At 64.0% G+C, this 18201-nt stretch carries 17 protein-coding genes; all 17 read right to left on the reverse strand.

The annotated features are described in order from the left end of the window. Nucleotides 1–4: 4 nt before the first annotated feature. The 17 genes from H597_RS0124495 to rlmN all read right to left on the reverse strand — a co-directional run bounded on the left by H597_RS0124495 (nucleotide 5) and on the right by rlmN (nucleotide 18124). A complete protein-coding gene (locus H597_RS0124495; protein WP_028104423.1) occupies nucleotides 5–1300 on the reverse strand; it encodes a TolB-like translocation protein in 1296 nt (431 codons plus the stop codon). Between the two features lie 107 nt (nucleotides 1301–1407). After that, nucleotides 1408–2004 carry a MarC family protein gene (locus H597_RS0124500; protein ID WP_028104424.1) on the reverse strand — a complete coding sequence of 199 codons (597 nt, stop codon included), beginning with the start codon at nucleotides 2002–2004 and terminating at the stop codon, nucleotides 1408–1410. Nucleotides 2005–2263: 259 nt separating this feature from the next. Next, on the reverse strand, nucleotides 2264–2809 hold the full coding sequence (locus H597_RS0124505) for a phosphoribosyltransferase (RefSeq protein ID WP_028104425.1): 546 nt from the start codon (nucleotides 2807–2809) through the stop codon (nucleotides 2264–2266). A 15-nt stretch (nucleotides 2810–2824) separates the two neighbouring features. Beyond that, nucleotides 2825–4135 (reverse strand): adenylosuccinate synthase, encoded by a 1311-nt coding sequence (locus H597_RS0124510; protein WP_035375085.1) that lies wholly within the window; start codon nucleotides 4133–4135, stop codon nucleotides 2825–2827. 5 nt (nucleotides 4136–4140) lie between these two features. Beyond that, on the reverse strand, nucleotides 4141–5301 hold the full coding sequence (locus H597_RS0124515; protein WP_028104427.1) for an ATP phosphoribosyltransferase regulatory subunit: 1161 nt from the start codon (nucleotides 5299–5301) through the stop codon (nucleotides 4141–4143). A gap of 184 nt (nucleotides 5302–5485) precedes the next feature. Continuing rightward, nucleotides 5486–6361 (reverse strand): protease modulator HflC, encoded by an 876-nt coding sequence (gene hflC, locus H597_RS0124520; RefSeq protein WP_028104428.1) that lies wholly within the window; start codon nucleotides 6359–6361, stop codon nucleotides 5486–5488. Continuing rightward, nucleotides 6361–7602 carry an FtsH protease activity modulator HflK gene (gene hflK, locus H597_RS32385; protein WP_035375086.1) on the reverse strand — a complete coding sequence of 414 codons (1242 nt, stop codon included), beginning with the start codon at nucleotides 7600–7602 and terminating at the stop codon, nucleotides 6361–6363. The genes hflC and hflK overlap by 1 nt, the downstream gene beginning before the upstream one ends. Nucleotides 7603–7611: 9 nt before the next feature. After that, nucleotides 7612–8757, reverse strand: a complete 1146-nt coding sequence (hflX, locus tag H597_RS0124530; protein WP_028104429.1) for a GTPase HflX — start codon at nucleotides 8755–8757, stop codon at nucleotides 7612–7614. Between the two features lie 10 nt (nucleotides 8758–8767). Beyond that, a complete protein-coding gene (gene hfq, locus H597_RS0124535; protein ID WP_028104430.1) occupies nucleotides 8768–9013 on the reverse strand; it encodes an RNA chaperone Hfq in 246 nt (81 codons plus the stop codon). Nucleotides 9014–9166: 153 nt separating this feature from the next. Continuing rightward, a complete protein-coding gene (gene der, locus H597_RS0124540) occupies nucleotides 9167–10513 on the reverse strand; it encodes a ribosome biogenesis GTPase Der (protein ID WP_028104431.1) in 1347 nt (448 codons plus the stop codon). A gap of 7 nt (nucleotides 10514–10520) precedes the next feature. Next, nucleotides 10521–11678, reverse strand: a complete 1158-nt coding sequence (bamB, locus tag H597_RS0124545; protein ID WP_028104432.1) for an outer membrane protein assembly factor BamB — start codon at nucleotides 11676–11678, stop codon at nucleotides 10521–10523. 3 nt (nucleotides 11679–11681) lie between these two features. Further along, nucleotides 11682–12329 (reverse strand): YfgM family protein, encoded by a 648-nt coding sequence (locus H597_RS0124550; RefSeq protein ID WP_028104433.1) that lies wholly within the window; start codon nucleotides 12327–12329, stop codon nucleotides 11682–11684. A 24-nt stretch (nucleotides 12330–12353) separates the two neighbouring features. Next, entirely contained in the window at nucleotides 12354–13691 is a 1338-nt protein-coding gene (gene hisS / locus H597_RS0124555; protein WP_035375087.1) for a histidine--tRNA ligase, read from the reverse strand. A 5-nt stretch (nucleotides 13692–13696) separates the two neighbouring features. After that, nucleotides 13697–14959, reverse strand: a complete 1263-nt coding sequence (gene ispG / locus H597_RS0124560; RefSeq protein ID WP_028104435.1) for a flavodoxin-dependent (E)-4-hydroxy-3-methylbut-2-enyl-diphosphate synthase — start codon at nucleotides 14957–14959, stop codon at nucleotides 13697–13699. A 15-nt stretch (nucleotides 14960–14974) separates the two neighbouring features. Then, complete coding sequence (locus H597_RS0124565) at nucleotides 14975–16123, reverse strand: helix-turn-helix domain-containing protein (RefSeq protein ID WP_028104436.1); 1149 nt, start codon at nucleotides 16121–16123, stop codon at nucleotides 14975–14977. Between the two features lie 13 nt (nucleotides 16124–16136). Continuing rightward, nucleotides 16137–16952: a type IV pilus biogenesis/stability protein PilW gene (gene pilW / locus H597_RS0124570; RefSeq protein ID WP_028104437.1), complete on the reverse strand. Its 816-nt coding sequence runs from the start codon at nucleotides 16950–16952 to the stop codon at nucleotides 16137–16139. Continuing rightward, nucleotides 16952–18124 carry a dual-specificity RNA methyltransferase RlmN gene (gene rlmN / locus H597_RS0124575; protein ID WP_028104438.1) on the reverse strand — a complete coding sequence of 391 codons (1173 nt, stop codon included), beginning with the start codon at nucleotides 18122–18124 and terminating at the stop codon, nucleotides 16952–16954. Before rlmN ends, pilW begins: the two co-directional genes overlap by 1 nt. Nucleotides 18125–18201: the final 77 nt, after the last annotated feature.

Here is an 18201-nt window from a genome sequence, read left to right on the forward strand (position 1 = left end):
GGATTTACGCGCCGACCCTGTCATGCACCAGCACCGCCCCCACCAGGTCGCCCTGCGTCACCAGCGAGGAACGCCCCTGGGCATCGAGCGCGAACATGCCGCGCCCGTTGCTGTAGACGATGGTGCCGTTCGGCGTGATATCGAAGGAGCTGACATTGCTGGCGACCACGCTCTCGCCCCCGCTGCGCAGGCGGCGCACCAGCTGCCACGACGACGGCACCAGCGACGGAATGCCGCCAATGCTGGCTTCCTTGCGCAGTGCGCGTTCCGCATCGATGCGCTTGCCCTGCAGGACGATGTTCTTCAGGTCGGCCTGCAGCGGCATGCCGCCCGCGCCGGTCAAGGGCTTGCGGGAATACATCAGCGAGAAGAAGTTCAGGTAATGGAACACCGCGCGCAGCAAGCGGAATGGGAAGAACAGCGTGTCGAGCACCACATTGCCGGCGTTGTATTGCGGCGGTTCGTACGGGCGGCGGATGAAGAACAGCGCGCCATCGGGCGCCACGCGCGGCGACAGGAAGTCGTAGCGGGGATCGTCCAGCACCGGCGTGATGCGGCCACTCTGCGTATTCAATTCCTGCAGCGTCACATGGCCGATGCCTGCCCAGGCGCCATGCTGGTCGCGCGCGATGCCGGCCGACTGGTAGATCACCACGCTCTCATCGCCCGGCACCGCCGTCGGCGCCGAATCGATGGTGTCGCCGCCAGTCAGTTCGCGCAGCCCGTCGCCGGAAACGCTCATCGACGCGATGTGGCTGGCGCCGCCGCGCGACTGCATGGTGCAGTAAATGACCTGGCCGGATGGCGACAAGTTCATGTCTTGCAATTGCAATAGCTGGCGATGCAGCAGGCGCTCTTCGTGGCCGCTGGCGATATCGTAGGAGAACAGGCCGCCCATGCCCTGGTCGGCCTGGAAGTACAGCAGCTTGCCTTCGCTGGTGAAACGGGCCGAGGAAATCAGGATGGGATCGGTGTCGCGTTCGAAGTCGCGGTAATTGCCCTGCGCCGCCACGCCGAAGGCCGTGCCCTTCTTCCAGGCGTTCTTTTCGCGGCTGCGCTCAGCGCGGTCCATCGCCTGCTGGGCGTAGGGGCTGGTAATTTCCTGCACCGCGCCATAGCCGCCCTGTACGAACAGTTTGCCGTTGGAGATCCAGCCGATGTGCACCGGCGGCGGATTGCCGCCCATGGCCTGGACCGGCGCCGGCCCTTGCGAGCCGGCCGGCTGCACATACTGGTTGGTCGATTTGTAGAACAGCACGACCAGCAGGACAACAATGCCCAATATGATCAAAACATGCATGAATCACCTCAGTGAGGAGCCGCGGGCGCGGCAAATTCAACGATTATATTGCCATTGCCCGGCAGAAAAAGTCACGGAAAATCACGCGGCAGCCGCGCGCATCTGGCTTACAGCGTCTTGACGAACTCGCGAATGCCGCCCATCAGCATCTCGATCGACATGGCGGCCAGGATCAGGCCCATGAGGCGTTCGAAAGCCGTCATCACCTGCGAGCCGAGCACCTTCTGCAAGCGTTCCGCGCCGAGGAAGACGACCAGCCACACCACCACCACCGCCGCCAGCGCCGCCACGTGCACCAGCACTTCGCCGGTGCTCTCGCGCGAGAACAGCAGCACGGTCGCCAGCGCGGACGGACCGGCCAGGGCGGGAATGGCCAGCGGCACGATAAAGGGTTCGCCGCCTTCCTGCTTGCCCAGCACGCCGTCCGGGTGCGGGAACACCATGCGGATCGCGATCAGCAGCAGGATCACGCTGCCGGCAATGCGCAGCGACGCTTCCGACAGGCTCAGGGCCTTGAGGAAGTGGCTGCCGAAGAACATGAACACCAGCAGCACCACGAAGGCGATCAGGCACTCGCGCACCACGATTTTCGGGCGGCGCTTGAGCGGCACCGGCTCCAGGGCGATGGCAAACAGGGGGACGTTGCCGAATGGGTCGGTCACCAGCAACAGGAGGATGAAGGTCTGGAAGAAATCTTGGGTCATGAACGCGAGTTTACACCACTCGACGGTCCCGGCCCAGCTGTGGCGGATTGGGCACATGTTTGCCGTACGCCTGGCCAAGCCCTTCCCCAATGCTGCCCTGCTGGCGGCGCCGGCAAAAACCGGTAAACCAGGGTCGGACCCAAGGGTCTGACCCTGATGGGTAACGGCCGCGGATGCGGCTCGGGCGGGCAGCGGATCTGCCATGAAAAAAGGCGGAAGGGCTTGCGCCGTTCCGCCTTTGCTGTGAAGCCGTGTGCGATTACGCGCCGGTTTCGCCTTTCTTGATCCAGGCCGCCAGCTGGTGCGGGCGCAGGCCGTCGTAGTCTTCGAACGGCTGGTGGATCCATGGGTTGTGCGGCAGTTCTTCCATCTGGTAGTCCGGCTTGAACGCCGAGCAGCCCTTGGTCCAGATCACGGCCGATTTCACCTCGGTCACGCCTTCGAAGTTGTCCTTCAGGTGCTTCATGACCTTGGTCAGGGTCACGCCGGAATCGGCCAGATCGTCGACCAGCAGGATCTTGCCCGACAGCGGGCCCTTGGTCATGGTCATGTACTTGGCGATATCCAGGTCGCCGCGCACGGTGCCCGCTTCTTCGCGGTAGGAGCTGGTCGACAGGATCGCCAGCGGCACGTCGAAGATGCGCGAGAACACGTCGCCCGGACGCACGCCGCCGCGCGCCAGGCACAGCACCATGTCGAACTTCCAGCCCGATTCATGGACCTTCAGCGCCAGGCGCTCGATCAGGCGGTGGTACTCATCCCAGGAAACCCACAGGTGCTTTTGGTCGGATACAGGGGTAGTCATGCTTCTTGTTCTTTCTTATGCAAATGGATGGCGCAGGACGATGGTCTCTTCACGGTCAGGGCCGGTGGAAACCATGTCGACCGGCACGCCGACCAGTTCTTCGATACGCTTGATGTAGGCGCGGGCGGTGGCCGGCAGCGCGTCCATCGACTTGGCGCCGACGGTGCTTTCGGTCCAGCCAGGCATCTCTTCGTAAATCGGCTCGCAGCGCGCCGCGTCTTCAGCGCCGACCGGGAAGATGTCGACCTTGCGGCCGTCGATCATGTAGCCGGTGCACAGCTTCAGGGTTTCCACGCCGTCCAGCACGTCCAGCTTGGTCAGGCACATGCCCGACACGCCGTTGATCTGGACCGAGCGGCGCAGCAGCGCTGCGTCGAACCAGCCGCAGCGACGGGCGCGGCCGGTCACCGTGCCGAACTCGTGGCCGACGGAGGACAGGTGGTGGCCGACGCCGGCATCGGTCGGCAGTTCGGACGGGAACGGACCGGAACCGACGCGGGTGGTGTAGGCCTTGGTGATGCCCAGGATGTAGTGCAGCATGCCAGGGCCGACGCCGGCGCCGGCGGCGGCGTTACCGGCCACGCAGTTCGACGAGGTGACGAACGGATAGGTGCCGTGGTCGACGTCCAGCAGCGAGCCTTGCGCGCCTTCGAACAGCAGCGCGCCGCCCGCTTTGTGGGTCGCGTACAGGGCGGACGAAACGTCGGTCACCATCGGGCGCAGGCGCGGCACGTAGGCCAGCGCGTCGTCCAGGGTCTTCTGGTAGTCGATCTTCGGCGCCTTGAGGTAGTTTTCCAGGACGTAGTTGTGGTAGTCCAGGTTCTCTTTCAGCTTCTCGGCGAAACGCTCGGCGTTCAGCAGGTCGGCCACGCGGATGGCGCGGCGCGCCACCTTGTCTTCGTATGCAGGGCCGATGCCCTTGCCGGTGGTGCCGATCTTGGCGGCGCCGCGGGCCGCTTCACGGGCCGCGTCCAGTGCGGTGTGGTAAGGCAGGATGACCGGGCAAGCCTCGGAGATCTTCAGGCGCGAAGACACTTCCACGCCGGCCGCTTCCAGCTTGTCGATTTCACGCAGCACGTCCGGCACGGACAGCACCACGCCGTTACCGATGTAGCAAGCCACGCCTGGGCGCATGATGCCCGAAGGGATCAGCTGCAGGGCGGTCTTGACGCCGCCGATCACGAGGGTGTGGCCCGCGTTGTGGCCGCCCTGGAAGCGCACCACGCCCTGGGCGTGTTCAGTCAGCCAGTCGACGATCTTGCCTTTGCCTTCATCGCCCCACTGGGTGCCGATAACAACAACGTTCTTTGCAGTTTTGTTTGACATCACAATTAACCTAAGTTTTTGAGAATCCAGTTACTACCACTTTCGTCGAGCACCAGCGCGCGATCGCACTCGAACTCGTCCTGTTCATCGTTGTGACCCGGCAGGGACTGGATCACAACTTCGCCGCACTTGCGCAGTTCGGCGATTTTTTCCTTCAATTCCGGCGCATTGCCCCACGGCGCGCGGATCGAATGCTTGCGCTCCGCGGTCGGCAGCAGGCGCGCCAGTTCGCGCAGATCCAGCGAGAAGCCGGTGGCCGGACGCGCGCGGCCGAATGCTTCGCCCACGTGGTCGTAGCGCCCGCCCCTGGCCACCGCGTTGGGCAGGCCCGGCACATACAGCGCAAACATGGCGCCGCTCTCGTACTGGTAGCCGCGCAGGTCGGCCAGATCGATCGCCACTTCGGCGCGGCCGATGGCCGATGCCGCCAGCGCGGCCAGTTCGGCCAGCGCATGGGTGATGCCGGGCAGCGCCGGCAGCACTTCGCGGGCGCGCTTCAATACGTCCACGTCGCCGTACAGGCTCGGCAGCGCGAGCAGCGCGGCGCGCGTGGTCTCGTTGTACTGGGCGGACTGCTGCTGCAGGCCCGGCACATCCTTGCCGCGCAATAGCGCGACGATGGCCTCGTAATCCTTCTTGGCCGCGGCGTCCTGCGCCAGGATCGCGTGCAGCACGCCGACATGGGTCAGGTCCAGGCGCACATCGGCGAAGCCGGCCAGGGCCAGCGAGGCCAGCGCCAGTTCCTGGATCTCCGCATCGGCTTCCAGGCCGGCATGGCCGTAGATCTCGGCGCCGATCTGGAACGGTTCGCGCGTGGCGTGCAGGCCGGACGGACGGGTGTGCAGCACGGAGCCGGCATAGCACAGGCGCGTCACCGTGGCACGGTTCAACAGGTGGGCGTCGATGCGCGCGACCTGCGTCGTCATGTCGGCGCGCAGGCCCAGCATGCGTCCGGAAATCTGGTCCACCAGCTTGAAGGTACGCAGGTCGGTGTCGGCGCCGGCGCCGGTCATCAGGGACTCGACGTACTCCAGCAGCGGCGGCATCACCAGCTCGTAACCGTACAGCCGGAAGTTATCCAGCATCAGGCGGCGCAACTCCTCGATCTTGCGTGCTTCGGACGGCAAGACGTCGGCAATATATTCAGGCAAAAGCCAATTAGGCATGGTTTGGTGCTATTGAAATATAAACAATGCAGGCGCAAGGCGCCATCCGGAAAACCGGATGACCAAACCGCGTATTTTACGCGAATTGCTGCGGCGCAGGTAAAAAAGGGGGCAAAAAAAGGGGACGCAACCCTCTAACAAGGTGCGTCCCCGTTTTGCGCCCTGTCAGGCCGTGCGCGGCGGCTTACTTGCCGTTGCCGGCGCTCTTGAAGTACTTGAAGAAGTCCGACTGCGGATCGACCAGCATCACGTCAGCCTTGTTCTTGAAGGAAGCGCGGTAGGCCTCCAGCGAACGGTAGAACTTGTAGAACTCCGGGTTGCGGCCGAAGGCTTCGGCGTAGATCTGCGACGCCTTGGCATCGCCCTCGCCCTTGATCTTCTCGGCTTCGCGGTAGGCTTCGGCCAGGATCACGGTGCGCTGCTTGTCGGCGTCGGCACGGATCTGCTCCGATTCGGCAGACCCGGTGGAACGCGCTTCATTGGCCACACGCAGGCGCTCGGCCTTCATGCGCTCGTACACCGAGTTGTTGATCTGCTCGACATAATCGACACGCTTCAGGCGCACGTCGACGATCTCCACGCCGATCTGCTTGGCCTCGTCCACCACCTTGCTGCGGATCGATTCCATCACCTTGCCGCGCTGGCCCGAGATCACTTCGCGCACGGTGCGCTTGGTGATTTCATCGTTCAGCGCCGCCTTGACGATCTGCTGCATGCGGTCGCCCGCCCGGCTCTCGTCCCCGCCGAAGGAGACAAAATACAGGCGCGGTTCGGTCACGCGCCATTTGACGAAGGCATCGACCAGGATGTTCATCTTCTCGGCGGTGATGAAGCGGTCGGCTTCCTTCGGATCCAGGGTCTGGATGCGTTTATCCAGGTAGATCACGTTCTGGAACGGCGGCGGCAGCTTGAAGTGCAGGCCCGGCTCGGCGATCACCTGCTTCACCTCGCCCAGCGCGAACACGATGGCATACTTGCGCTGGTCCACCACGAACACGGTGGAGGACAGCAGCATCAGGGCGATAAAGCCCGAAATCAGGATAGTTGCAAAGCGATTCATTAACGGCCCTCCCGTTCACGGGACGATTCACGCGAACGGCCGTCACGGCTGTCACGGCGGTTCGGATCGGTAGTCGGTTCCGGCGGCAGCAGCACGGCGGTCGGCGGTGGCGCGCTCGCCACGCTGGTGGCGCGCGCCTCGGTGGCAGCCACCTGGGCAATCAGCTTGTCCAGCGGCAGGTACAGCAGGTTGCTGCCAGCCTTGGAGTCCACCATCACCTTGCTGGTGTTGGTGAAGATCTGCTGCATCGTATCGAGGTACATGCGGTCGCGCGTCACGCCCGGCGCCTTCTGGTATTCGGCCAGCACGGACTTGAAGCGGTCGGCGTTACCGGTGGCGTTCTGCACCGTCATGGCGCGGTAGGCTTCCGCTTCCTGGATCAGGCGGAACGCGGCGCCGCGCGCTTTCGGCACGACGTCGTTGGCATAGGCCTGGCCTTCGTTCTTCTGGCGCTCGCGGTCCTGGCCCGCCTTCACGGCGTCGTCGAAGGCGGTCTGCACCTGCTCCGGCGGCTGCACGCCCTGCATGGTCACATTGGTCACCTGGGCGCCCGACTTGTAGCGGTCCAGGATCACCTGCATCAGCTGCTGGGTGTCGGTGGCGACCTTCTCGCGTCCTTCATACAAGACGAAGTCCATCTTGCTGCGGCCGACGATTTCGCGGATGGCCGTCTCGGCCACCTGGCGCACCGTTTCCTCCGCGTCGCGGTTGGAATACAGCCAGTCCTGCGGGCTCTTGAGCTTGTACTGCACCGCGAACTGGATGTCGATGATGTTCTCGTCTTCCGTCAGCATCAGCGCTTCCGACGCCATCTTGGTCTTGGCGTTGACGCGGTAGCCCACCTCCACGGTGCGCACCTGCGACACGTTGACGGTCTCGTTGCTCTGGAACGGATACGGCCAGCGCCAGTTGAAGCCGGCCGGCGTGATGTGGTCGAACTTGCCGAACGTGGTGACCACGCCGGCCTGGCCTTCCTGCACGATGAAGGCGCCCGACGCGAGCCAGACCAGCAGCGCGATCGTGGCCACGGCGCCGAAGGTGAAGCCGGCGCCCTTCATGTCGCCGCCGCCACCGCCACCGCCGGTATTGCTGCCGCGGTTCTTGCCGCCGCCGAACAGGCCGTTCAGGCGCTGGTTGAAATCGCGCCAGAGTTGATCGAGGTCCGGTGGACCTTCACCGGGCTTTTTGCCTTCCTGGGCAATATAGTTGCCGAGTCTTTTCTTGAGAGAGGAAAAAGGCATATTTTTCTTTTAGTGAGATCCTACTTGGGTAAAGGTGAGAATACTGTCCGGCGCCGCTTCCTCTTTGGGGTTGGCGAGCGCCTCCTGCTCATCCCGTGCTGCCTCACAGATTGCATCGCGCAGCAGGTTCAGGCCGTCGCCCGTGCGTGCGCTGATGAATACGCGGGAAATCTTATCATACTCATTACGTTCGACTGCCGGCTCCAGGCCGGCCGCATCGATCTTGTTCCACACCAGGATCTGCGGGATATGGTCGGCGCCGATTTCCTTCAGCACCAGGTTGACCTGCTCGATCTGTTCCATGCGCACCGGCGAGGAGCCGTCGACCACGTGCAGCAGCAGGTCGGCATGGATGGTTTCCTCCAGCGTGGCGCGGAAAGCGGCCACCAGCTGGTGCGGCAATTCGCGCACGAAGCCCACCGTGTCCGACACCACCACATTGCCGATCTCCTCGCCCATATAGACGCGGCGCGAAGTCGTGTCCAAGGTGGCGAACAGCTGGTCGGCCACGTACACGCCGGCCTTGGTCATGGTGTTGAACAGGGTCGACTTGCCGGCATTGGTGTAGCCGACCAGGGACACGGAGAAGGTATGGCTGCGGCCACGGGCGCGGCGCTGGGTCTCGTGCTGCTTGCGCAGCTTGGCCAGGCGCGCGCGCAGCGCTTTCACGCGCTCGCCGATCAGGCGGCGGTCGGTCTCGAGCTGGGTTTCGCCGGGGCCGCGCAGGCCGATACCGCCCTTTTGCCGCTCCAGGTGGGTCCAGCCGCGCACCAGGCGCGTCGACAAGTGCTGCAACTGCGCCAGCTCGACTTGCAGCTTGCCCTCGTGGCTTTGCGCGCGCTGCGCAAAGATATCGAGGATCAGGCTGGTGCGGTCGAGCACCCTGACGTTCAGGCGTTTTTCCAGATTGCGCTGCTGGGCGGGCGACAGCGCATGGTTGAAGATGACGATTTCAAGTTTGTGGTCCTGCACTGCCAGGCCGATTTCGTCGGCCTTGCCGCTGCCGACGAAATATGCCGCATCCGGCGCGGAACGCTTGCCGGTCACGGTGGTGACCGGCTCCACACCCGCCGAGCGGGCCAGGAGCATCAATTCCTCGATACTGGCAGCGAAGTCGCCCTGACCGAAATCCACCCCGACTAAAGCTGCTCGCATACGAAGGCTGTTACTCCGCTGCCTCGGAGGAGTTTTCCATGTTCAGGTTGACGGCGCGGGCAGGCACCACGGTGGAAATGGCGTGCTTGTACACCATCTGGGTCACGGTGTTACGCAGCAGGACCACGTATTGGTCGAACGACTCGATATGGCCTTGCAGCTTGATGCCGTTGACCAGGTAGATCGAGACAGGAACGTGCTCTTTGCGCAGCGCGTTCAGGAATGGGTCTTGTAACAATTGCCCTTTATTGCTCATAACAGCTCCGTTTTATGTTGTTGTGTACGAATTGGAGACGCTGCGCTGTATTTCAAGTGCCGGGGATGCTCCAAAGACACTGTACCTTGTTTTTTTAAATCTTGCAGCGAGATAAACCTTAAGGAAGGCTGAAAAAGGGGAGATCCCCCTTTTTTACTTGCCTTCGCGCTTATCGAAAGGATTTTTGCCGTTACGCAACTCAATCCGCAGCGGGGTGCCGACCAGCTTGAACGTATCGCGGAAATGCTTTTCCAGATAGCGCTTGTACGGTTCGGACACCGCATCGAGCGAATTGCCGTGGATGACGATGATCGGCGGGTTCTGGCCGCCCTGGTGCGCATAGCGCATTTTCGGCCGCACGCCGGCCTTGCGCTTCGGCTCCTGCTTCTCGAGCGCTTCCTGCAGGGCGCGCGTCAGCTTCGGCGTCGGCAGGTCGGCCGTGGCGGCGGCGTAGGCGCCGTTCACGGACTTCATCAAAGGACCGATGCCGGAACCGCGCAGGGCCGAAATGAAGTGGGTGTTGGCGAAGGACAGGAAGTCCAGCTTGCGGTCCATGTCCATCTTCACCTGGTCGCGGTCGTCCGACTGCAGGCCGTCCCACTTGTTGACCGCCACCACCAGGGCGCGCCCCGTTTCCAGGATGAAGCCGGCGATGTGGGCGTCCTGCTCGGAGATATCCTGCTGCGCATCGAGCATCAGGATCACCACGTTCGCTTCCGAGATCGACTGCAGCGTCTTCACCACCGAGAACTTCTCGATCGCCTCGAACACCTTGCCGCGGCGGCGGATACCGGCCGTGTCGATCAGGGTGTACTGGCGGCCTTCGCGTTCGAACGGAATTTCGATCGAGTCGCGCGTGGTGCCCGGCATGTCGAAGGCGATCACGCGCTCTTCGCCCACCAGGGTGTTGATCAGGGTCGACTTGCCCACGTTCGGGCGGCCCACCAGGGCGATCTTCACGCCGCGCTCCTGCGGCAGCAGCTCTTCCTCGTCGGCCGGACGCGAGGCGAAGGCCTTGTCCAGCGCCTCGGCCACCAGGTCGTGCACACCGTCGCCGTGGGCGCCGGAAATCGCATACGGATCGCCCAGGCCCAGCTCGTAGAAGTCCGACACTGCCGCGGTGTAGCGCATGCCTTCGGCCTTGTTTACCACCAGCAGCACCGGGCGGCCGGACTTGCGCAGGAAATCGGTAATCGTCTTGTCGTGCGGGGTCATGCCCTGGCGGCCATCGACCAGGAACACCACCACGTCGGCTTCCGCCACGGCCTGCTTGGTCTGCAGCGCCATCTGGAACATGATGCCTTCCTTGGCGACCGGCTCGAAACCGCCGGTATCGATGACCAGGAACGGGCGATTGCCCACGCGGCCCTCGCCGTAGTGACGATCGCGCGTCAGGCCAGGAAGGTCCGCCACCAGCGCATCGCGCGAGCGGGTCAGTCGATTGAATAAGGTCGATTTCCCGACGTTCGGGCGACCTACAAGTGCAATTACCGGCTTCATATTATTTTTATTCGACCGCGATAGCGGCCACAGTCCCATTCTGGGTTTGGAAAATCACATTCGAACCGGCCAACTGCGGCGCCGACTTGATGGCGCTGCCGTCGGTGGCGATCCGACCTAATACCGTGCCGTCTTCCCGCGACAGGAAGTGCACGTAGCCCTCGAGGTCGCCCACTGCCACGAAACGGCCATAGGAAACCGGAGCCGACAAGCGGCGGTATGCCAGCTTATCGTTCTTCCAGGCCGATGCGCCGCCTTCGCGGGCAAAAGCCTGTACGGCGCCGTTCTCGTCCGAGACGAAGACGAAGCGCTGATCCACGCCCACGCCCACGTCCGACGACGCCGGCTTGGTCCAGCGGGCCACGCCGGTGTTGACGTCCAGGCAGCCCACCTTGCCCTGGTAGCTGACGGCGCACAGGTCCTGCTCGTACACCGAAGGCGTGCCGCTGATATCGGACACGCGTTCCAGCTCAGTCGCGCCGCGCGGTTCGGACAGCGGCACCTCAAAGCGCGGCACGCCGTTCGACAGGGCCAGCGCCAGGATGCGTCCGGCCGGCTGCGCCGCGTAGACGTTGTTGTTGGCGATCACCAGGCCCGGCATATTGCGCAGGGTCAGCGGCGGCGTCACGCGCTGGATGAACCAGCGCTTCTTGCCGTCGGCCGCATCGTAGGCGGTGACCTTGTTGTCCACCGTGCGCACGATGACGACATCGGCGCCGACGGCGGGCGCCGACAGGATTTCGCTCGAGGCCTGCACCTTCCACAGCGCCTTGCCGCTGCCGTCGAAAGCCATCAGCTGGCCCTTGACGCCGCCCACGGCCAGCAGCTTGCCGTCCGGGCTGACGCCGACGCCGGCCGACAGGTCGGAACCGGTCTTGCTACGCCACTGCAGCTTGCCGCTGGCGGCGTCCAGGCGCTCCAGGTTGCCGTCGGAGTCGGCCACGAACACGCTGTTGTCGGCCAGTGCCGGCGTGAAGACATTGGCGCCTGCCTTGCCGGTGCCGTGCTTCCAGACGATGCGCGCGGGCACGCCCGGCTTCAGTTCTTCCAGCTTGGCCGGGGCGAATTTATCTTCTTTCGCGAACGGGTTCAGCTTGCTCAGGGTGCTGCAGCCGGATGCCAGCGCCAGTACGCCCAGCGCGATTACAGTACGAGTCGCACGCATGCCTTACGCCTTCACTTCCGGCACGGAGCCGCCGATGGATTCGAGTTTCAGCTGCATCAGCTGGCGCCCAGGATTGTTCTTGCCGGCCGCTTCCAGCGCCGCCTTGTAGGCGCCACGGGCCTCTTCCAGCTTGTTCTGCGCCGCCAGGATATCGCCCTTGCGGTCTTCCACGTCGGCCTTGAACTGCGGCAGGGTCGCCACGGCCAGCGCCTTCAACGCTTCGTCGAAGGCTTTTTCGTCCAGCAGCACGCCGGCCAGGCGGATCGCGGCGATATTTTTGTGCTCGTCGTTGCCATGCGCAAGCACCCATTCCAGCTGGGCCTTGGCGCCCTTCAGGTCATTGGCGTCGAAGAAGGACTTGGCGGCGCTGAGGGCGCCCAGCGCAGCGTATGCCGTGCGGCCGTATTTGCTTTCGATATCGCCGGCCACGCGCAGCACCTTGGCATTGTCCTTGGCGTTGGCCGCCACCTGCAGTTCGTCGAACAGCACGGACGCTTGCGCCGCCTGGTTACGCTGGTAGTAGCCCCAGCCGTTCCAGCCCGAATACGCGGCCAGGCCTGCGATCACCACCCAGGTGCTCAGGTTGCCGTACTTCGCCCACCACTCCTTGAGGGTAGCAAGCTGTTCTTGTTCTTCGAGATCGTATGCCATGTTTCAGTCTGCCTGTATCTTTAATTAATGGTGGTGGTGATGGTCGTGGTCACAATCGTCCCCGCATGTGATCTGGTCCACGACATAATCGACAACGCCTTCGAACGCGACGGTCTGTTGCTGGTCCTCGCCTTCTGCAGCGCGCATTGCCTTGACAACGGCAGTGTTGTTGGCCACTTCGTCCTCGCCGATGATGACTGCGAAGGTTGCGCCGGAGCCGTCGGCTTTTTTCATCTGCGACTTGAAGCTGCCGGCGCCGCTGGCGCTGCCGCAGTGCAGGATCACGTCCAGGCCGGCGTCGCGCAGGCGCTCGCCGATGATGAAGGCTTGCATGCGTGCCGCTTCGCCCTGGTGCACCAGGTAGACGTCGCACTGGCGCGGCGCGGCGGTGTCGCCGGCGCCCTTCATCAGTTCGATCAGGCGCTCGATGCCCATGGCGAAACCGACCGCAGGGGTAGGCTTGCCGCCGAACATCTCGATCAGCGGGTCATAGCGGCCGCCGGCACACACGGTGCCCTGCGCGCCCAGTTCGTCGGTGACCCATTCGAACACGGTGCGGTTGTAGTAGTCGATACCGCGCACCAGGCGGGTGTTGACGGTGTACTGGATGGCGTTGGCATCCAGGATCTTCTTCACGCCTTCGAAGTGGGCCAGGGATTCCTCGCCCAGGTAGTCCAGCAGCTTCGGTGCGCTGTTGACGATTCCCTGCAGGTCCGGATTCTTGGTGTCCAGGATGCGCAGCGGATTGGTATGCAGGCGGCGCTTGGCGTCGGCATCCAGCTGCTCTTCGTGCTGCTCCAGGTAGGCGATCAGGTCGACGCGGTGGCGTGCGCGCTCCTCGGCATCGCCGATGGAGTTGATTTCCAGGCGAATGTTTTCCAGGCCCAGGTCATCCCACAGGCGGCGGCACATCGCGATCATTTCGGCGTCCACGTCCGGGCCGGTGAAGCCCACGGCTTCCGCGCCGAACTGGTGGAACTGGCGGTAGCGGCCGCGCTGCGGACGCTCGTGGCGGAACATCGGCCCCTTGTACCACAGGCGTTTCGGGCCTTCGTAGACCAGGTTGTGCTCCAGCACGGCGCGCACCACGCCCGCCGTGCCTTCCGGGCGCAGGGTCAGCTTGTCGCCGTTCATGGAGTCTTCGAAGGAATACATTTCCTTCTCGACGATGTCGGTCACGGCGCCGATGGCGCGCGAGAACAGGCGGGTTTCTTCCACGATCGGGGTGCGGATCTGCTGGAAGCCGTAGCTCTGCACCACGGACTGCGCGGTGTTCTCGAAAATTTCCCACAAGTGGGCGTCGGCCGGCAGGAGATCGTTCATCCCCTTGATGGCTGTGATTTTGTCTGCTTTATTGGACATATTCTTTATGCTGCCTTGCTATAGTTTTTCTTCACGTACTCGAGCACGATAGCCTGGAACTCGCCGACGATATTATCGCCGCGCAGGGTCGCCACCTTCTCGCCATCGACAAACACCGGCGCGGCCGGCGATTCGCCGGTGCCGGGCAGGCTGATGCCGATGTTCGCATGCTTCGATTCGCCCGGACCGTTGACGATGCAGCCCATCACGGCCACATTCATCGCCTCCACGCCCGGGAAGGTCTTCTTCCATTCCGGCATCTGCTCGCGCAGATAGCACTGGATATCGTCCGCCAGCTCCTGGAACACGGTGGACGTGGTGCGGCCGCAGCCCGGGCAGGCGATCACCATCGGGGTGAACTTGCGCAGGCCCATGGTCTGCAGGATTTCCTGGCCGACCACCACTTCCTTGGTGCGGTCGCCGCCCGGTTCCGGCGTCAGCGAAATGCGGATGGTGTCGCCGATGCCTTCCTGCAGCAGCACCGACAGCGCGGCGGTCGAGGCCACGATGCCCTTGCTGCCCATGCCCGCTTCGGTCAGGCCCAGGTGCAGCGGGTAGTCGCAGCGCTTGCCCAGTTCGCGGTAGACGGCGATCAGGTCCTGCACGCCGGACACCTTGCACGACAGGATGATCTTGTCGCGCGCCAGGCCCAGCTCTTCGGCGCGCACGGCGTTTTCAATCGCCGAGGTGATCAGCGCCTCATACATCACGGCCTGCGCGGTCCATGGATGTTCGCGGGCCGCGTTTTCATCCATGATGCGCGCCAGCAGCGCCTGGTCCAGCGAGCCCCAATTGACGCCGATGCGCACCGGCTTGTCGTACTTGGCCGCCACTTCGATCATCTGTGCGAACTGGGTGTCGCGCTTGGCGCCCTTGCCCACATTGCCCGGGTTGATGCGGTACTTCGACAGGGCAGCGGCGCAATCGGGGTACTCGGTCAGCAGGGTATGGCCGTTGTAGTGGAAGTCGCCCACCAGCGGCACGTCGATGCCCATCTTGTCCAGCTGGTCGCGGATGTAAGGCACGGCGGCCGCCGCTTCGGGACGGTCCACCGTCAGGCGCACCAGTTCGGAGCCGGCGCGCGCCAGTTCCTTGATCTGGATCGCCGTGCCCACCGCGTCGGCGGTGTCGGTATTGGTCATCGACTGCACCACCACCGGCGCGTCGCCACCGACCCAGATCTTGCGCTCGCCGTGCTGCACCAGCACGCGTCGGCTGGCACGGCGTGCCAGTGGTCCGGAAGGGATCGGGTTGTTGGAAGAAGACATGCTTGGCTACTCTTATTACTTGATGTTGACGAGAGAATAGGTCTTGCCGGGGCCTTGCGGCAGCGCCAGCGGGCCGCCGGCCAGGCTGGCGCTGACGGCGCCCGGCTTACCGACGATCAGCACATCATTCTCGCGCACGGTGAACGTTTCCGTGCTGCCGGCGCGCGCCATGCGCGCCACCAGTTTAGCCTGTCCGCCGCGGCGGATCTCGAGCCACGAATCTTCCTTTACCGTCAGCACCAGCTTGCCGCCGGCGGCGCCCACGACCGGGGCTTGCGCAGCAGCAGGCGCGGCCGCGGCCGGCGCCGGCGCGGCGGCTGGCGCCACGGCGTTTGGCTTGGCCGGCATCAGGCCCGGCGCAGCGGCCGGCGCGTTGGCAACCGACGGCGTCAGCGCAAGCGACGGACGATTGGCCGGCGCCAGCACCGGCGCATTTGCCGCCTGGGCCGATGGCGCGGCGCCGACGGCTTCCTGCGCGGCAGGCGGTACTACAGGCGACGCGGCAGCACTACCGGCGCCGCCTTGCGCTCCGACGCCGGCCACCGCATCCGGCGCGGAGTTGCTGCCTGGCTGAGGCGGCACGGAAATCAGCGGCACATTCGGCGTTTGCAGCGGCACTTCTGCCGGCTGCGCGGCAGGAGGCGCGACCACCACCGGCGGCGCCGGTTCGGACGCTGCCGGGCTGCCGACGGTTGCATGCGGCGCCAGGTTCAGGGGAGGCAGTACGCCCATCTTCCAGGCCGCCGCCGCGCCGGCCAGCGCCAGCACAGCCACGCCGGCCACGATGGCGCCCAGCGGCTTGCCATTATTTCGTTCAGTCAGGGAAGGAAAACGCGATTCCTGGAACGAGGCCGTGACCTTGGTCGGGCGCACGGTCGCCGTGGCGTGACCTTCGGCCGCTTCCACTTCCACCATCGCCACCAGCGGCGCCGGATCCAGCCGCACAGCCTTGGCGTAGGCGCGGATGAAACCGCGCGCCACCGCGCGGTTCGGCAATGCATCGATATTCCCTTGCTCAATCGCCAGCACCTGGCGCGGCGCCAGTTTCAGCTGGTCTGCCACCTGCTCGACAGACAGGCCCATGGCCTCGCGTGCCGCCACCAGTGCTGCCCCGGGCGCGGAGGCATACTGCTGGCTGACTGGCTTGTCCTGCTCAGAATCCATTCTTTCCCCGTTCTCACTCATCAAACGCCCCACGTTGATACGCTGCGAATTCCGCCGAATCGGCGTGATGTCGCCGCAACTGGGTCGCGAAGCCCTGCTCCGCGCCCTCGTCGCCCATCTTGCGCTGCACCTTGATTCCCAGCCACAGCACGTCGGCCGGCAGGGCATCCAGCTTGGCCGTCTTGCTGACCTGGTTCATGAAGAAGCTGGAGCGCGGATAGTCGCGCCGCGCATAGTACACCTTGGCCAGACCGATATTCGTCTCCGGCACATCGGGCGCCAGCTTCAAGGCCTGCAGCAGGTAGCGCTCGGCCAGGTCGACGTTCTTGATCTTCAGCGCGCAATTGCCGGCATTGTTCAAGGCGCCGGCCGGCGACTGGTAATTGCGGTTCGCCAGCGCGGTATCGAAATGCTTGAACGATTCCTGGATGCGGTCGTGCTGGCACAGGAAGGAACCGTAATTATTGTTCAGGTCCGGGTCGGTCGGCGCCAGCTTCAAGGCTTGCAGGAAGTTGTCGTTGGCCAGCTCCTTCTCCTCCATCCGCATGTAGATGATGGCGCGCAGGCCATACCCGTTCGGATTCTGCGGATCGGCGGCGATCGCCTTCTTCACTTCATCGAGCGCCACCGGATAGTTGGCCTGTTCGAAATAGCCGGCCGCCAGCTGCAGGCGGATCTCGGCGCGTTTTTGCGCGGACGTCTGGTCGGAGGCGGTTTTCAGTTCTTCTTTGCCACTGGGGCCTTGCCCCAAAGTCGCGCAGCCCGCTAATACCCCGGCCAGCGCGACCGCGGCCAGGCACTTGAAGCGGCGCTGGGCGAAATCGGTCATCAGGAACGAATCTCCACAATCTTGCCGAAATCGGCGCCGTACTTCTTCTGGTATTCGGTCATCTTTTCCATCCGTTCAGCCACGCGGGTGCGGTCTTTCACTTCGCCCGCCAGCTGCCCGCAAGCCGCGTCGATATCATCGCCGCGGGTCTTGCGAATGGTGGTTACGATGCCCGCATTCATCAGAATTTCAGCGAAGGCCTTGATGCGCGGATTCTTGGAGCGCAGCAGACCCGATTCCGGGAAGGGGTTGAAAGGAATAAGGTTGAACTTGCAGTTAACACCGAACTCCGGGTGGTTCACCAGCGCGATCAGCTCGCGCGCGTGCTCGTCGGAGTCGTTGTAGTTATCGAGCATGCAGTACTCGAATGTGATGAAGTCGCGCGGGGCGAACTCCAGGTAGCGCTTGCACGCCGCCAGCAGTTCCTTCAGCGGGTACTTCTTGTTCAGCGGGACCAGCTCGTCGCGCAGCTTGTCGTTGGAGGCGTGCAGCGATACCGCCAGCGCCACCGGCACATCCTGCGACAGCTTGTCGATATTCGGCACCACGCCCGAGGTGGACAGGGTCACGCGGCGGCGCGACAGGCCGTAGGCGTTATCGTCCAGCATCAGCTTGAGCGCGGTGGCGGTTGGTCCGTAATTCAGCAGCGGCTCGCCCATGCCCATCATCACCACGTTGGTGATCTGGCGTTCGCCTTTCGGCCCGGGTTCGATGCCCTTCGTCGCGCGCAGCGCGAATTCAGCCATCCACAGCTGGCCGATGATTTCGCCCACGGTCAGGTTGCGGTTGAAGCCCTGCTTGCCGGTCGAGCAGAAACGGCAGTTCACGGCGCAGCCGGCCTGGGTCGAGATGCACAGCGTGCCGCGGTTTTCTTCCGGGATGAACACGGTTTCCACGGCGTTGCCATTGCCCACGTCCACCAGCCATTTGCGGGTGCCGTCGGCGGAAGTATGGTCGCTGATGACGGCCGGCGCCACGATGTGGGCGCGCGTCTTCAGCTTCTCGCGCAAGGACTTGGCGAGGTCGGTCATGCTGTCAAAGTCGGCGGCGCCAAACTGGTGGATCCAACGCTGCAGCTGTTTGGCACGGAAAGGCTTCTCCCCCAGCTCGGCGCAGTAGGCGACTAGTTGTTCCGGATCGAAATCCAGCAAGTTGGTGAGGGACGTTTCCATGCTTTTTTACTCAATTTCAAAAACGGCTTTGCCCCGGACCAGGGGACCGGGGCAAACGCGCAATACTACTTTACTAC

The organism is Pseudoduganella violaceinigra DSM 15887, from assembly GCF_000425385.1.
GTDB classification, from domain to species: Bacteria; Pseudomonadota; Gammaproteobacteria; order Burkholderiales; family Burkholderiaceae_D; genus Rugamonas; species Rugamonas violaceinigra.

Bases quoted from the DNA above. Each gene is read 5' to 3' on its own strand.
- H597_RS0124495 (WP_028104423.1), bottom strand. From the start codon at position 1,300: ATGCATGTTTTGATCATATTGGGCATTGTTGTCCTGCTGGTCGTGCTG.
- H597_RS0124500 (WP_028104424.1), bottom strand. From the start codon at position 2,004: ATGACCCAAGATTTCTTCCAGACCTTCATCCTCCTGTTGCTGGTGACC.
- H597_RS0124505 (WP_028104425.1), bottom strand. From the start codon at position 2,809: ATGACTACCCCTGTATCCGACCAAAAGCACCTGTGGGTTTCCTGGGAT.
- H597_RS0124510 (WP_035375085.1), bottom strand. From the start codon at position 4,135: ATGTCAAACAAAACTGCAAAGAACGTTGTTGTTATCGGCACCCAGTGG.
- H597_RS0124515 (WP_028104427.1), bottom strand. From the start codon at position 5,301: ATGCCTAATTGGCTTTTGCCTGAATATATTGCCGACGTCTTGCCGTCC.
- hflC (WP_028104428.1), bottom strand. From the start codon at position 6,361: ATGAATCGCTTTGCAACTATCCTGATTTCGGGCTTTATCGCCCTGATG.
- hflK (WP_035375086.1), bottom strand. From the start codon at position 7,602: ATGCCTTTTTCCTCTCTCAAGAAAAGACTCGGCAACTATATTGCCCAG.
- hflX (WP_028104429.1), bottom strand. From the start codon at position 8,757: ATGCGAGCAGCTTTAGTCGGGGTGGATTTCGGTCAGGGCGACTTCGCT.
- hfq (WP_028104430.1), bottom strand. From the start codon at position 9,013: ATGAGCAATAAAGGGCAATTGTTACAAGACCCATTCCTGAACGCGCTG.
- der (WP_028104431.1), bottom strand. From the start codon at position 10,513: ATGAAGCCGGTAATTGCACTTGTAGGTCGCCCGAACGTCGGGAAATCG.
- bamB (WP_028104432.1), bottom strand. From the start codon at position 11,678: ATGCGTGCGACTCGTACTGTAATCGCGCTGGGCGTACTGGCGCTGGCA.
- H597_RS0124550 (WP_028104433.1), bottom strand. From the start codon at position 12,329: ATGGCATACGATCTCGAAGAACAAGAACAGCTTGCTACCCTCAAGGAG.
- hisS (WP_035375087.1), bottom strand. From the start codon at position 13,691: ATGTCCAATAAAGCAGACAAAATCACAGCCATCAAGGGGATGAACGAT.
- ispG (WP_028104435.1), bottom strand. From the start codon at position 14,959: ATGTCTTCTTCCAACAACCCGATCCCTTCCGGACCACTGGCACGCCGT.
- H597_RS0124565 (WP_028104436.1), bottom strand. From the start codon at position 16,123: ATGGATTCTGAGCAGGACAAGCCAGTCAGCCAGCAGTATGCCTCCGCG.
- pilW (WP_028104437.1), bottom strand. From the start codon at position 16,952: ATGACCGATTTCGCCCAGCGCCGCTTCAAGTGCCTGGCCGCGGTCGCG.
- rlmN (WP_028104438.1), bottom strand. From the start codon at position 18,124: ATGGAAACGTCCCTCACCAACTTGCTGGATTTCGATCCGGAACAACTA.